Consider the following 14,752-nt stretch of genomic DNA (forward strand, 5'->3'; position numbering starts at 1 on the left):
CCGACGCTTCCTCTCCGAGCGCGTGGTCCATTCGAACCGTCGCCATCCGCGCATAGGGGAAAACAGCCTCGGTGGGCCGATCCGCGGCTTCGGCGGCGAGCGGAATTCCGGACGCCGACCGGACCTCAGCCGACGCCCAGCTCTCGACCACCGACCCCGGAGGTGAACTCGCGCCATCGCCAGGGGCCACCCGCGTCGCGAGCCAGGGGCGGAGTGTCCTCTCCTGCGCCCGCGCGCAACCCGGCGAGCAACTGCCGGAGGGTGTCGACGGCCGTGAACCGCGGCGTCCAACCCAGCTCTGCCCGCGCGCGGCCGGTATCCAGCAGCGGCAGCCGCATCACCGCGTCGAACAGGTCCGGCGCCGCGGGCAGCGCCCTGGCGTGCCATCCCACCGCCAGCGCCGCGCGCACCAGCGCGGGCGGCACGGTCACCACACGCGCATCGAACAACTCGGCCAACCGGTCGCGGTCGATCACCGGTTCCGCGGCTAGGTTGAACGGTCCACGGGCGTCGGTGGTGATCGCGAGCGTGTAGGCGCGGCCGGCATCGTCACTGTGTACCGCCTGGAATCGCAGCCCCCGCGGAATCGGCAGGACCGGCGGCAGTCCGGGCCGGATCAGGCGATTCGGCAGCAGCGGACCAGCGAACAGGCGCCGTTGCTGGCTGGCGGTCTCCCGTCGGAAGATGAATCCCGGGCGCATGCGAACCACCCGGCGGTCCGGGTTCTCGGCCTCGAACCGATCCAGAAGTCTTTCGACGTAAGCCTTCTCACGCGTGTACGCGGCCGGTGGCCATCCGTCGGTCGGCCAACTCTCCGGCACCGGCTCGTCGTCGTGACACGGGGAGTAGGCGCCGACGGACGAGGCGTAGATCAGAGCGGGGACCTGTGCCGCGGCCACGGCGCGCAGCACGCGTTCGGTGCCGCCGACATTCGCGCGCCACGTGACCAAGGGCTGATGAGTGGGCTGGAACAACCAGGCCAGATGCACCACGACGTCGGCCCCGTGGAAGTGGGATTCCAGGTCGTCGGTCCGCACGTCCGCGCGGACCCATTCGACGCCGTCGCGCAGCTTGCCCGGCACGCGCCGCGCGATCCCGACGATCGAGCTGACCGCTGCCTCGCCCGACAGCGTCTCCAGCACGCTGGTCCCGACGTTTCCGGTGGCACCGACCACAACGACGCGCATGTCTGCTCCTTGGCTCGGCGGCGAGATTCGTGAGCGAGGTACCCAGCATCCCGGCGGCGAATCATCCGAGCGGCGGGTCGGCGGGGAACGGCAAACAGCGTGCCCGGTCCGCGAACTGGCAGGACATGGCGCGTTGCGCAGCGGACCGGCGTAACGACGTGGAGAAACACGCGGGGAGGGTGGCCCTATGGGCTGCACCCTCCGCCGTCGGTGGTTGTCTATCGTCAGATATCGGATTTGGCCAGACGCTGGGCCAGAAGCTCTTTACCCAGCCGACCGCCTTTGCGGCTGTCGGCTTGCGCCTTGCGGAAGAACTCCACCAGTTCGGTGTCTCCGTCCCGCTCCGCGTCCCGGATGAACGTGTCCAGACGCAACGCGTTCTCCAGCGACGCCTCGACGAACCAGATCAGGTTGTAATCCTTGTCCCTGGTGCCGGTGACGGTGCCGGTTTCCTGCTGCTCGGCCATTTTCACTCCTCTCGCTTCTCGATCCTCGACGGCGCGTGGGGCTCAATCCCGTCCGAGCGCGTGCGCCAGTTCCTTCTTCGTCATCTTCGAGCGGCCTTCGACATTGCGCTTCTTGGCCTCGTTGTACAGCTGATCCCGCGTCGGACCCTGTGCACCGCTGTGCGAACGCTGCCCTCCGCGTTGCTGCGGAGACTTGTCGTCGGTCGAGGTCTTGCTCGCGGTCTTGGACTGCCCGGACTGGGCACGATTCTTGTTGACCGTGCGAGCGGCCATCTCCTTCGCGCGACCGGTGCTCGCGCCCCGGTCTTTCGCCGAATCCTTGATGTGCTCGTATTGACGTTCCTGCTTGTCCGTCCAAGCCTTCGGCATGTCATCACCTCCTGTAATCACGGCTTACCCCGCAGATCTCGACGCAATCCGGCCCTGACGGCTTCCGGCGGTCCGGAGCGCACCACCTGCGCGGTCGCAGCGGGGCTCGCATCGTCAACAGTTGGAAGGGGCGGGCTCTCCACGAACACGGCCTCCGAGCCACGCCGCCACCGCGGGGGCGCCCACGGCGGCCGCGGACAGGTGATCGAAGGCGGGCACGTGCAGCATCTGGAATGGCACCCCGGCCGCGCACCAGCGGCGGGCGGTGTTGTCGATGGCATGAAGCGGAATCAGGTGGTCGGTCGGCGAATGCCATTCGAATATCGGCGTTTGGGGAGCACCGTTGTAGAGCTCCACGCTGTTCTCCTCCGCCACCGACCAAGCGCCGGGCTGTTCGAAAATCGCGGTGTTCTCGACGAACTCGCGTGCGCTGCCGCCTGCGCCGATGGCGAGGATTTCGTTGGTGCAGCTGTTGGCCATGGCGTCACGCAGCGCGCGGCCGCGCTCGTTGAGATTCGAGCTCATCGGCACCCGGTCCGGGTACTCCCGCTCCAGGCCGATCGCCGCCGCCATGGCCAAGCCGAAGGCCGGGTGCGGGTTGAGGCCGAGCCCCTCCGCCATCGCCACCAGGTTCAGCGGGGCGGCGCCGATGGCCGCGCCCGCCAGCTTCAGGTCCGGAGCGTAGGACGGTTGCAGCGCGGCCGCCCAGGCCGTCGCGAGACCGCCGCCGGAGTAGCCCGCCAGCGCCACCGGGCTCTGCTGAACGGCTAGTTCGGGCAGCTGTTTCGCCGCACGGATGCCGTCCAGGGTGATCTGGCCGCCCAAACGCCCGGCTCCGAGTGCGAAGTGCGGTCCGAGATGGTCCGGCAGCGCCAGACTCCAGCCCTGCTGCAGCAACACGTTCAACATCGGCGTCGCCATCGACAGATTGAAATCGTTCGCGTAGAGCAGGCGCGATACCGCGCAGTTGGTGCCGAGTGAATTGATGAAGTGCTGGTAGGAAAGCAGCGGCATGCCGGGTTGCTGGAAGGCGGGGGTGACGATCGTGGTGGTAGCCGCGATCGGCGCGCCCCGCGAATTGGTGGAACGGAACTCGACCAGCCTGACGGTGGCGCCGGGGAAGGAAGCCAGCGGCGGCAAGGGCCGCACGTCGAGCACGTCACCTGGTCGGTGCGCCCCCACATTGGCAGGGGCGGCGTAGAACGGGTCTGGATCGGGCAGCGGATACACCGGTTCCGCGGTTGCCGTCGTCGCCAGCAGCAGCGTGAGTGCCATACCGCCGAGCGCACCGAGGGCGCGGGCCGAACCGATGCGTCTCCTGCCCGGAACACGAAGAAATGGACGAGTCACGACCTTGACCTCCAGGGGTAGTTCGCCGCATTCGTCGATCAGCCGGCTGAAGTCTTCTGTCTGTCAGCAAATTACCAGCGAACTATCGAAGTGAGACCAGAATGGACCAGAAAGGCAAATAGAGCTGCTGTAGAACTTCGAGCCCTGCCGGTTTCAGCTGGGTATTATGGTGCGCAGCAATCTGATAGCCATTGCCAAGCGCGCGCGTGGGTTCCAGACCCTCAGCCGCGTCGACGGGCCGGTCGGCGAGGGTTCGATCCCCCGCGTGCGCGGCCGTCGGCCGCGAACGGGTCCGACGACGCCCGTTCGGTCCGTCGGCTCACACTGTTCGCGGTTGCGGCTCGGCCGGATCGCAGAACAGCGACGAGGTTCAGGACGAAGGAAGGAGCGGTATGTCCAAGACAGCAACTCAGAAGGTCCGCGAATCCGGCCCCGAGTCACCCGAGAAGGCACGTTCGGTGCCGGACACCGAAACCCGATCGCCGACCCGATCGGACACCGCGGCCGCCAGGCGCGCCGCAGTGCGTGTCCCGGTTCCCACGCTCGGCATGCGGATGGCGCGAGTCCCGCTTCCGCCCGGTCCGCGCACCGTGGCGACCGGTGTTTCCTCGGCGACCACGGCGGTGCGCAAAAGCGTGCCGGATCGGGAGTCGTTGCTCTACTTCGGCGGCCTCGGCGCGGCCGCGATCGGCGGGCTGGTGTCATGGCCGGTTGCCGGGGCGATCGGCCTCGGCGTCTGGGTGGCGGAGCACGCTCGTCGTGAGCCGGACACCGCGCGCAACGGGGCCGAAGCGTGACGAAGCCGCCGGGGTCCGGCTGACAAGGGACTAGCCGACGAGATAGGTGTAGTGGACGCCGTTGCTGATGCCGCCGGGGGCCGTGACCGTGACGGTGACGACGCCCAGCCCGGCGGGCACCGTGGCACGGACCAGCGTGTCGGACAGGACGGTGAGCGACGGCGAAGCCGTCGTGCCGAAACGTACCGCCGTCGCGCCGGTGAATCCCGTGCCGGTGAGGACGACGGTGGTGCCCCCGGCGGCAGGCCCCTGGTCGGGATGGATCGCCACGATCGCCGGTGCGGAGAGATAGGTGTAAGCGGCGCCGTTACTGGTGCCGCCCGGGCCGGTGACGGTGACAGCCACCGGTCCGGCGGGGCGAGCAGGGGTTACGGCCGCGATCCGGGTGTCGGAGATCACGGTGAAGGAGATCGCGGGAGTGGTTCCGAAGCGGACGGCGGTCGCCGTGGTGAAGCCCGCGCCGGTAAGGATGACGGTGTCTGCGCCCGCGGCCGGACCCGAAGGGGGGACGACCGAAGTGAGAGTGGGCGCGGTGACGTAGGTGTAGGTGTCGCCGTTGCTCGTGCCGCCCGCGGTGGCGACGGTGACCGCGACCGGTCCCGCCGTACCCGCAGGCACAACGGCGTTGAGCTGCGAACCCGAGACCACGGTGACGGAGACAGCGGCACTCGCGCCGAAGCGCACCCCCGTAGCGCCGGAGAGGCCGGTGCCGGTGAGGACGACGGTGTTGCCGCCGGTGGTGGGCCCCGAAGCCGGGACGACCGAAGTGAGAGTGGGCGCGGCGACGTAGGTGTAGGTGACGCCGTTGCTCGTGCCGCCTGCGGTGGCGATGGTGACCGCGACCGGTCCCGCGGCACCGGCTGGCGCCACAGCGGTGATCTGGGTGTCGGAGACCACGGTGTAGGACGATGCCGGGGTCGCGCCGAAACGGACGGCGGTCGCGCCGGTGAATCCGTTGCCGACGAGCGTGACGGTGTTGCCTCCCGTTGCCGACCCGGAGCCGGGGACGGCTGAGGCGACGACCGGCGCAGGGACGTAGGAGTAGGAGAAGCCGTTGCTCGTCCCGCCGGGCGCGGTGACGGTGACGGTGACGTTCCCGGTCGCCCCGGCAGGCGCCACGGCCCTGATTTCGGAATCCGAGACCACCACGAAGGAGACCGCGGCGGTCGCACCGAAGTCGACCGTGGTAGCACCGGTGAACCCCGTGCCGGTGAGGACGACGGTGTTGCCACCGGTGGTCGCACCCGAATCCGGCATCGCCGATGCGAGGGACGGCGCCGCGACGTAGGCATAGGGGACGGGGTTGCTCATGCCACCCGCCGTGGTGATGGCGACGCCTATCGTCCCGGCCCCGGGGGGAGCGGTGGCGCTGATCTCGCTGCCGGAGATGACCCTGAACGCCGCAGGCACGCCACCGAAACGCACCGCCGTGGTTGCCGTGAGGTCCGTGCCCGTGAGGGTGACGGTGTTGCCGCCGGTTGTGGGTCCGGCGGTGGGACGGATGGAGGTGAGGGTGGGTGCGGGGACATAGGTGTAGACGATGCCGTTGCTGGTGCCGCCGATGGCGGTGACGGTGACCGAGGTAGCGCCGGTGCCCGCGGGGGCGACGGCGGTGATCTCGGTATCCGACACGAGGGTGAACGAAGGGGCGGGTGTGGCGCCGAAGGTGACCGCGGTGGCGCCGGTGAGTCCGGTGCCGGTGAGGGTGACGGTGTCGCCGCCGGTCTCCGGTCCGGAATCCGGGACGATCGCGGCGAGTGCAGGTGGGGGCACGTAGGTGTAGACGACGCCGTTGCTGTCCCCTCCGGTGGTGGTGACCTCGACAGTCACCGATCCGATCCCCGCGGGGGCGACCGCTGTGATCCGAGAATCGGAGACCATGGTGAAAGACACCGCCGGTGTCCCGCCGAAGGTGACCGCGGTGGCGCCGGTGAGTCCGGTGCCGGTGAGGGTGACGGTGTCGCCGCCGGTCTCCGGTCCCGAGCCCGCGACCACCGAGGCGATCGTGGGTGCTGGGACGAAGACGTAGGCGAGTTGGTTGCTGGTGCCGCCGATGGCGGTGACGGTGACCGAGGTGGCACCGATGCCTGCCGGGACGACAGCGGTGATCTCGGTATCCGACACGAGGGTGAACGAAGGGGCGGGTGTCGCGCCGAAGGTGACCGCGGTGGCGCCGGTGAGTCCGGTGCCGGTGAGGGTGACGGTGTCGCCGCCGGTCTCCGGTCCGGAATCCGGGACGATCGCGGCGAGTGCAGGTGGGGGCACGTAGGCGTAGAGGACGTCGTTGCTGGTTCCGCCGGTGGCGGTGACGGTGAGCGCGGCGGTGCCGGCGCCCGCGGGCGCGACCGCGCTGATCTCGGTGCTCGACAGCACCGTGAACGAAGCGGCGGGTGTCGCGCCGAAGCGCACCGCGGTGACACCGGTGAATCCGATGCCGGTGAGGGTGACGGTGTCGCCGCCGGTCTGAGCTCCGGCATCCGGAACCACCGCGGCCAGGGCCGGTGCCGGCACATAGGTATAGACGAACGGATTACTCGTCCCGGCAGCGGTGGTGACGACGACGTTCACCGAACCGATCCCGGCAGGTACCCCCGCACTGATCTCGGTGTCGGAAACCACGCTGAAGAAGGTCGCCGGGCTGGGTCCGAAGGTGACCGCGGTGGCGCCGGTGAATCCGGTGCCGGCGAGTGTGACTGTATTGCCGCCGGTCTCCGGGCCGGAGGCGGGCGCCACCGCCGCGAGAACCGGCGCCGGGACGAACACATAGAGCAGACCGTTGCTGGTGCCGCCCACGGCGGCGACGGTAACCGCGGCGGCGCCGGTGCCCGCGGGCGCGACCGCGCTGATCTCGGAGTTCGACAGCACCGTGAACGAAGCGGCGGGTGTCGCGCCGAAGCGCACCGCGGTGACACCGGTGAATCCGGTGCCGGTGAGGGTGACGGCGTCGCCACCGGTCACCCGCCCCGAGCCGGGGACGACCGCGGCAAGGGTCGGTGCCGGGACAAAGGTGTAGAGGCCGTCGTTGCTGACACCTCCCGGGGTGGTGACGGTGACCGAGGTGGTGCCGGTGCCCGCAGGGGCGACGGCGGTGATCTGGGTACCGGAAACCACCGTGAACGAGGTCGCCGGGGTGAGACCGAAGGTGACCGCGGTGGCGCCGGTGAATCCGGTGCCGGTGAGGGTGACGGTGTTGCCGCCGGTCTCCGGGCCGGAATCGGGGACGATGGTGGTGAGAGTCGGCACCGGGACGTAGGCGTAGGCGACACTGTTGCTGACGCCACCCGTGGTCGTGACGTTGACCGCGGCGGTGCCTGCGCCCGCCGGGGGGACCGCCTTGATCTCGGTGGCCGACACGACGGTGAAGGAAACCGCGGCGTTCGCACCGAAACGCACCACAGTCGCACCGGTGAGACCGGCGCCGGTCAGAACGACGGTGTTGCCGCCGGTCGACGGTCCCGCGCCGGGGACCACCCCGGTGAGGCTCGGCGCAGGGACATAGACGTAGGAGACGCCGTCGCTGGCGCCACCCGGGGTGGTGACGGAGACATTCACCGTGCCCGTTCCAGCGGGCGCGACGGCGATGATCTGGGTGCTAGACAGCACGGTGAAGGAGATCGCGGCTGTCCCACCGAAATCGACCGCGGTGGCGGCGGTGAATCGAGTGCCGGTGAGGGTGACCGTATTGCCACCGGAGGTGGGCCCTTGGTTCGGGGCGACCGCGGTGATGCTCGGAGTTCCGAGGTAGGTGTACGGGACCGCGTTGCTGGTGTCGACCAGGTTGGTGACGGTGACCGGCACCACCCCGGCCCCGGCGGGAACGACGGCCGTGATCCGCTCGTCCGAATCGACGGTGAAGGACGTTGCCCCGGCAGCGCCGAAATTCACCGCGACCGTCCCGGTGAAGTTGTCGCCCTGGAGCACGACCGTGTTGCCGCCGGCTTCGGGCCCTACGTCGAGGACCGCCGCGACCACGGCCGGGGCGCCGCCGTAGGTGTAGAGCACCCGGTTACTGGTGCCGGAAGGCGAGACGACGGTGACCGACACCGTTCCGGTCCCAGCCGGGACGACGGCGCTGATCTGCGTACCGGACAGGATCGTGAACGAACTCGCCGCGACCGCACCGAAGAGCACCGAGGTGACGCCGGTGAGGTCGGTGCCCGTGAGGACTACGGTGTTGCCGCCCTCGACCGGACCCGAATTCGGCACGACCGAATCGAGACCGGGGACGAGAAGATATGTATAGGAGACACCGTTGCTGGTACCGCCCGGTGTGCTGACGGTGCCCGCGGCCGTACCGGTGCCCGCGGGGGCGACGGCGGTGATCTGGGTATCGGATACGACGGTGAACGAGGTGGCGGATGTGGCGCCGAACCGCACGGCAGTGGCCCCGGTGAAACCGGTGCCGGTGAGAGTGACGGCGTTGCCGCCGGTCGCGGGCCCCGAGCCGGGAACCACCGTGGCGAGAGTCGGCGCCGGAACGAAGGTGTAGGAGACACCGTTGCTGGTACCGCCCGGGCTGGTGACCGTCACCGCGACGGTGCCGGTGCGTGCGGGGGCGACGGCGGTGATCTGGGTGTCGGAGACGACGGTGAACGAGGTTGCGGGTGTGGCGCCGAATCGGACGGCGGTGGTTCGGGTGAATCCGGTGCCGGTGAGGGTGACGGTGTTGCCGCCGGTCGTCGGTCCGGAGCGAGGGGCGACCGTGGCCAATGTCGGGACAGGGGTGTAACCGTAGGCCACGAAGTTGCTGGTGCCACCGGGCGTGGTGACGTTGACCGCCGCGATGCCGGTGCGCGCGGGGGCGACGGCGGTGACTTGGGTATCGGAGACCACCGTGAACGAGGTGGCCGGGGTACGGCCGAATCGGACGGCGATCGTGCGGGTGAGGTCGGTGCCGGTGAGGGTGACGGTGTTGCCGCCGGTTTCCGGGCCGAAGCGGGGGGCCACATTGCTCAGTGTGGGTGGCGGGGTGTAGCCGTAGGCGACGAAGTTGCTGGTGCCGCCGGGGCTGGTGACGGTGATGGCCACGGTGCCGGTACCCGCGGGGGCGACGGCGGTGATCTGGGTGTCGGAGACGACGGTGAACGAGGTGGCGGGTGTGGCGCCGAACCGGACGGCGATTGTGCGGGTGAGGTTGGTGCCGGTGAGGGTGACGGTGTTGCCGCCGGTTTCCGGGCCGAAGCGGGGGGCCACATTGCTCAGTGTGGGTGGCGGGGTGTAGCCGTAGGCGACGAAGTTGCTGGTGCCGCCGGGGCTGGTGACGGTGATGGCCACGGTGCCGGTACCCGCGGGGGCGACGGCGGTGATCTGGGTGTCGGAGACGACGGTGAACGAGGTGGCGGGTGTGGCGCCGAACCGGACGGCGATTGTGCGGGTGAGGTTGGTGCCGGTGAGGGTGACGGTGTTGCCGCCGGTTTCCGGGCCGAAGCGCGGCGCCACGGTGCCGAGGGTGGGAGCCGGGGTGTAGCCATAGGCGACGAAGTTGCTGGTGCCGCCCGGCGTGGTGACGGTGATGGCCGCGATGCCCGTACGGGCCGGGGCGACGGCGGTGATCTGGGTGTCGGAGACGACGGCGAAGGAGGTGGCGGGCGTGGCGCCGAACCGGACCGCGGTGGCCCCGGTGAACTCGGTGCCGGTGAGGGTGACGGTGTTGCCGCCGGTTTCCGGGCCGAAGCGCGGGGCCACGCCAGCGAGTGTCGGCGCCGGAAGATAGGCGTATGTCACCGGGTTGCTGGTGCCCCCGGCTGTGGTCACGGTGGCATCCACCGTGCCGGATCCGGCGGGCGCGACCGCTGTGATCCGGGTATCGGAGACCACGGTGTACGACACTGCCGCGTTCGCGCCGAAGTGGACCGCGGTCGCGTCGGTGAATCCGGTGCCGGTGAGGGTGACGGGGTTGCCGCCGGTCTCGCGTCCTGAGCCGGGGACAACCGTGGTGACCGACGGTACCAGCACATAGGTGTAGCCGACGCTGTTGCTGTCGCCGCCCGGAGTGGTGACGGTGACGTCGACCGCGCCCGTCCCCGCGGGCACGACGGCGCTGATCTCGGTGCTCGACATCACCGTGAAGGAGATCGCCGCTGTCCCACCGAAATCGACCGCCGTGGCCCCGGTGAACTCGGTGCCGCTCAGGGTGACGGTGTTGCCGCCGCTCTCCGGCCCGGAGCCGGGGTCGACGGAGGCGAGCGCGGGTGCCGGGACGAAGTTGTAGAGGACGCCGTTGCTGTCGCCACCGACGGATGTGACAGTGACCGCGGCCGTGCCGGATCGCGCGGGAGCGACGGCGATGATCTCGGTATCCGACACCACCGTGAACGAGGTCGCCGGAGTGAGACCGAATTTGACGGCGGTCGCATCGGTGAATCCCGTGCCCGCCAAGGGCACGACGTTGCCGCCCGTCTCGGGACCGGAGCCCGGCTCTATCGGAGCCAGTGCCGGTGCCGCGGCGTAGGTGTAGGTCACCGGGTTGCTGGTGCCCCCGGCTGTGGTCACGGTGGCATCCACCGTGCCGGATCCGGCGGGCGCGACCGCTGTGATCCGGGTATCGGAGACCACGGTGTACGACACTGCCGCGTTCGCGCCGAAGTGGACCGCGGTCGCGTCGGTGAATCCGGTGCCGGTGAGGGTGACGGGGTTGCCGCCAGTCTCGGGTCCGGAGTCCAGCGCTATGGAGGCCAGTGCCGGTACGGGGAGGTAGGTGTAGGCGACCGGGTTGCTGGTGCCACCGGCTGTGGTGAGGGTGACGTCGGCCGAGCCGGTCCCCGCAGGTGCGACCGCGGTGATCTGGGCATCCGAGACCACGGTGAAGGTCGGCGCCGGTGTTCCGTCGAAGGTGACGGCGGTGGTGCCGGTGAGGCCGGTGCCGGTGAGGGTGACGGTGTTGCCGCCGGTCTCGGGTCCGGAGCCCGGCTCTATCGAGGCCAGTGCCGGTGTGGGGAGATAGGTGTAGATCAGTGGGTTGCTGGTGCCACCAGCCGTGGTCACGACGGCATCCACCGTGCCGGATCCGGCGGGCGCGACGGCGGTGATCTGGGCATCCGAGACCACGGTGAAGGTCGGCGCCGGTGTTCCGTCGAAGGTAACGGCGGTGGTGCCGGTGAGGCCGGTGCCGGTGAGGGTGACGGTGTTGCCGCCGGTCTCGGGTCCGGAGCCCGGCTCCATGGAGACCAGTGCCGGGGCCGCGACGTAGGTGTAGGTCACCGAGTCGCTGGTGCCACCCGCGGAGGTGACGGTGACACCGACGGAACCGGTCCCCGCGGGCACCTCGGCGGCGATCTCGGTGTCGGAGACGACCGTAAAAGCGATCGCGGTATTCGCGCCGAAACGCACGGCGGTGGTTTCGGTGAGGTGGGTGCCGGTCAGGATGACGGTGTTGCCGCCCGTTTCCGGGCCGAAGCCGGGAACGATCGAGGCGAGCGCGGGCGCCGCAACATAGCGGTAGACCATCGCGTTGCCGGTACCGCCCGCGGTGGTGACGGTGACGTCGACGGTCCCGGTGCCCGCGGGCGCGGTAACGCTGATCCGGGTGTCCGAATCCACCACGAAAGCGACCGCCGGTGTGCCGCCGAAGCGGACCGTGGTCGTGCCGGTGAAGTCGGTGCCTTCCAGAACGACGGTGTTGCCGCCGCTCTCCGGACCGGAGCCCGGGACGACCGAGACGAGAGTCGGTGCGGCGACAAAGGTGTAGAGGACGCCGTTGCTGGTGCCACCCGTGGCGATGACCGTGACGACGACCGGCCCGGCGGTCCCGGCGGGCGCCACGGCGGTGATCTCGGTGTCGGAGACCACGGTGAACGAGCTCGCGGGTGTGCCATCGAAGAGCACCGCGTCGGCGTCGGCGAGGTTCGTCCCGGTCAGGGTGACGGTGTTGCCTCCGGCTTCCGGTCCCGAGGCCGGGACGACGGTGGCCAGTGCCGGTGCCGGGACGTAGGTGTAGGTCACCGGGTTGGTGGCGCCACCGGCGGTGGTGACGGTGATGTCGACTGTGCCGGTGCCCGTTGGGGCGACAGCGCTGATGCGGGTGTCCGAATCCACCACGAAAGCGACCGCTGGTGTGCCGCCGAAGCGGACGCCGATGGCGCCGGTGAGGTCGGTGCCGGTGAGCACGACGGTGTTGCCGCCGGTCTCCGGACCGGAGTCCGGTGCCACCGTGGCGAGTGCCGGCGCCGGGACGTAGCTGTAGGTCAGGTCATTGCTGGTGCCACCGGCGGTGGTGACCGTGAGGTCGACTGTGCCGGTTCCGGCGGGCGCGACGGCGGTGACCCGGGTAGCGGAGACCACGGTGAAGGAGGCGGCGGGGGTCGCGCCGAAACGGACGGCGGTTGCGCCGGTGAATCGGTTGCCTTCCAGGACGACGGTGTTGCCGCCGGTCTCGGGACCGGAATCCGGTGCCACTGTGGCGAGTGCCGGTGCCGGGATGTAGGTGTAGGTCACGGGGTTGCTGGTGCCACCGGCGGTGGTGACGGTGATGTCGACCGTGCCGGAACCCGTTGGGACGACAGCGCTGATCCGGGTCGGGGAGATCACGGTGAAGGAGGCCGTCGGTGCGCCACCGAAGCGGACGGCGGTGGTGCCGGTGAGGGCGGTGCCCTCGAGGACGACGGTGTTGCCGCCGGTCTCGGGACCGGAATCCGGTGCCACCGTGGCGAGTGCGGGTGCGGCGACGAAGGTGTAGGGGACCCCGTTGCTGGTGCCGTTCGGGTTGGTGACGGTGACGGCAACCGTGCCGGTTCCGGCCGGCGCCACGGCCGTGATTCGGGTGCCGGAGATGACGGTGAACGAGTTCGCCGCGGTCGCACCGAATTTCACTGCCGTGGTTCCGGCGAACCCCGTACCGGTGAGGACGACGGTGTTACCGCCCGCCGCCGGGCCGGAGTGGGGGCTGACCGAGAACAGTGACGGCACGGCGAGATAGGCGTAGGTGAAGCCGTTGCTGGTACCGCCCGTGGTGGTAACGGTGACCTGTACCGTGCCCGTCCCGGGTGGAGCGATCGCCGTGATCCGCGTCGGGGAATCGATGGTGAACGTCGTCGTGGTCGAGCCGAATCGCACCGTGGCGGGACCGGTGAACCCCGTGCCGGTGATCACCACGCTGTTGCCGCCGGAGGCCGGTCCGAAAGCCGGCGAGAGCGAGGTGATGGTAGGCGAAGTCGGGGTATAGGTGTAGGGCAGTGGATTGCTCGTGCCGACCGGCGATGTGACGGTCACCGGGACGATGCCCGTCCCCGGCGAAACAGTCGCAGTGATCTGGGTCGGCGAGACGATCGTGAACGAGCCGGCGGAGGCGCCACCGAAATTCACCCCGGTCACTGCGGACAGACGCGATCCGTTGAGGGTGATCGTGGTCCCGGTCGGCCCCTGGGCTGGACTGATCGAGGCCAGAGACGGAACCGCCACATAGGTGTAGGGCAGTGGGTTGCTCGTGCCGTTCAGCATCGCGGAGACCGTCACGTGCACCGTCCCGGCTCCGGGTGGGGCGACAGCCCTGATCCGGGTATCGGATTCGATGGTGAATGTCGTTGCGGCCGTGCCGAAATACACCGTCAAGGGGCCGACACCGCTGAATCCGGCGCCGGTGATCAGCACGCTGTTACCTCCGGACGTGGGCCCCGAAGCCGGTGAAAGCGACGTGATAGTAGGCATGGGCCTGCCCTCCGGCGGTGATGTGAGCTGAAACAGAGTGCGCCGCCGACGATGTCGTAGCCCGGCCTATTCAGTAATCCTCGAGCTACCGCAGCTTCGCAACGAATCCCCGCTCCGTTTTTGTCCGTTTTCTCCGCGACTTTTCCTTCGAAGGCCCTCTGGGCCCGCCTCGCCCGGCGTTCGTACCGGCGCACTCCGTACGGCGGCGGGTGCTGGAGCCGCGGACCTGTTGACCACCCCCGACTCTCGATTCGATGTCGGTCCCTTATGTCAGGCTGTCGACAGATCTGCCCGGCCGGAGGAGAAGACATGGCTGAGACCGGCGAAGCCCCCACCGTGAGACTTGTCGCGCATTGCCGCCGTTGCCGCGGCTGGCTGCTGTCACCCGAATCGGTGGCTCGAGGCATCGGGCCGACCTGCGCGGTCCGGGAAAGCGCCGAACTGCGCGCCGTCGCCGCACGACAACCACGGGAGCTGACCTTGTTCGACATCGCGGCATGAGGTGATCGCGCTGGTGCCGGCGCGGTCGTCCCGTATGCGAGAAGTGGCGGATTCGCCACGGAGACGGCGGGCGACGGTTACACCCGGTACTACCTCGACCCCAACCCGGCCACCATCAACGCGATGTTCACCGTGCACGGCGGTGTGCTGTCCACCTTGATGAATACGGCGATGGGCAGCGCCGTCTTCACGAAACTCGGTGATGGCGTGGCGTATACGACGCTGGAGCTGAAGGTGAACTTCATCCGGTCGGTGACGCTGGACGGCTCGCGGCTGACCTCGCGGGCGGCCAGCGGCTAGCCGCAGAAGCTGGCCGGTATTCGATCGCGTCGGTCGCCGGTGCGAGCTTCGGAGCGCTCACCCCCGCATGGTGCCTGTTTCGGCGCGCCGCTCGCGCTGCTGGAAGTACGCCACCTCGGGCCGGGCAGGACTCGGCCCG

Annotated in this window: 7 protein-coding genes and 1 pseudogene; 3 read left to right on the forward strand and 5 right to left on the reverse strand. The window is 69.6% G+C overall.

Annotated elements, in window-relative coordinates; all coding sequences use genetic code 11:
• Positions 1-125: 125 nt before the first annotated feature.
• The 4 genes from M8859_RS11935 to M8859_RS11950 all read right to left on the reverse strand — a co-directional run bounded on the left by M8859_RS11935 (position 126) and on the right by M8859_RS11950 (position 3,298).
• The gene (locus tag M8859_RS11935; protein WP_159926804.1) at positions 126-1,187 is read right to left on the reverse strand and encodes an NAD-dependent epimerase/dehydratase family protein; all 1,062 of its coding nucleotides are present in this window, start codon (positions 1,185-1,187) and stop codon (positions 126-128) included.
• Positions 1,188-1,411: 224 nt separating this feature from the next.
• Positions 1,412-1,654: a hypothetical protein gene (locus M8859_RS11940; protein ID WP_159926806.1), complete on the reverse strand. Its 243-nt coding sequence runs from the start codon at positions 1,652-1,654 to the stop codon at positions 1,412-1,414.
• 42 nt (positions 1,655-1,696) lie between these two features.
• Positions 1,697-2,023, reverse strand: a complete 327-nt coding sequence (locus M8859_RS11945; protein WP_159926808.1) for a plasmid stabilization protein — start codon at positions 2,021-2,023, stop codon at positions 1,697-1,699.
• 114 nt (positions 2,024-2,137) lie between these two features.
• Entirely contained in the window at positions 2,138-3,298 is a 1,161-nt protein-coding gene (locus M8859_RS11950) for a lipase family protein (RefSeq protein WP_159926810.1), read from the reverse strand.
• Between the two features lie 467 nt (positions 3,299-3,765).
• Here M8859_RS11950 and M8859_RS11955 point away from each other — a divergent pair, with 467 nt between their 5' ends.
• Positions 3,766-4,170, forward strand: a complete 405-nt coding sequence (locus M8859_RS11955; protein ID WP_159926812.1) for a hypothetical protein — start codon at positions 3,766-3,768, stop codon at positions 4,168-4,170.
• A gap of 30 nt (positions 4,171-4,200) precedes the next feature.
• On the opposite strand, the gene M8859_RS36840 is transcribed toward M8859_RS11955, so the two are convergent.
• Positions 4,201-13,812: an IPT/TIG domain-containing protein gene (locus M8859_RS36840; RefSeq protein ID WP_283779602.1), complete on the reverse strand. Its 9,612-nt coding sequence runs from the start codon at positions 13,810-13,812 to the stop codon at positions 4,201-4,203.
• A gap of 309 nt (positions 13,813-14,121) precedes the next feature.
• On the opposite strand from M8859_RS36840, the gene M8859_RS11970 reads away from it, so the two are divergent.
• Positions 14,122-14,313 (forward strand): DUF6011 domain-containing protein, encoded by a 192-nt coding sequence (locus M8859_RS11970; protein ID WP_195139813.1) that lies wholly within the window; start codon positions 14,122-14,124, stop codon positions 14,311-14,313.
• A gap of 60 nt (positions 14,314-14,373) precedes the next feature.
• Positions 14,374-14,613: pseudogene (locus M8859_RS11975) on the forward strand (PaaI family thioesterase); the annotation flags it as partial.
• Positions 14,614-14,752: the final 139 nt, after the last annotated feature.

This window comes from Nocardia sputi (assembly GCF_023501985.1).

Coding starts and splice junctions, on each gene's coding strand:
- M8859_RS11955 (WP_159926812.1), top strand. CDS start 3,766: ATGTCCAAGACAGCAACTCAGAAGGTCCGCGAATCCGGCCCCGAGTCA.
- M8859_RS36840 (WP_283779602.1), bottom strand. CDS start 13,812: ATGCCTACTATCACGTCGCTTTCACCGGCTTCGGGGCCCACGTCCGGA.
- M8859_RS11970 (WP_195139813.1), top strand. CDS start 14,122: ATGGCTGAGACCGGCGAAGCCCCCACCGTGAGACTTGTCGCGCATTGC.
- M8859_RS11940 (WP_159926806.1), bottom strand. CDS start 1,654: ATGGCCGAGCAGCAGGAAACCGGCACCGTCACCGGCACCAGGGACAAG.
- M8859_RS11945 (WP_159926808.1), bottom strand. CDS start 2,023: ATGCCGAAGGCTTGGACGGACAAGCAGGAACGTCAATACGAGCACATC.
- M8859_RS11950 (WP_159926810.1), bottom strand. CDS start 3,298: ATGGCACTCACGCTGCTGCTGGCGACGACGGCAACCGCGGAACCGGTG.
- M8859_RS11935 (WP_159926804.1), bottom strand. CDS start 1,187: ATGCGCGTCGTTGTGGTCGGTGCCACCGGAAACGTCGGGACCAGCGTG.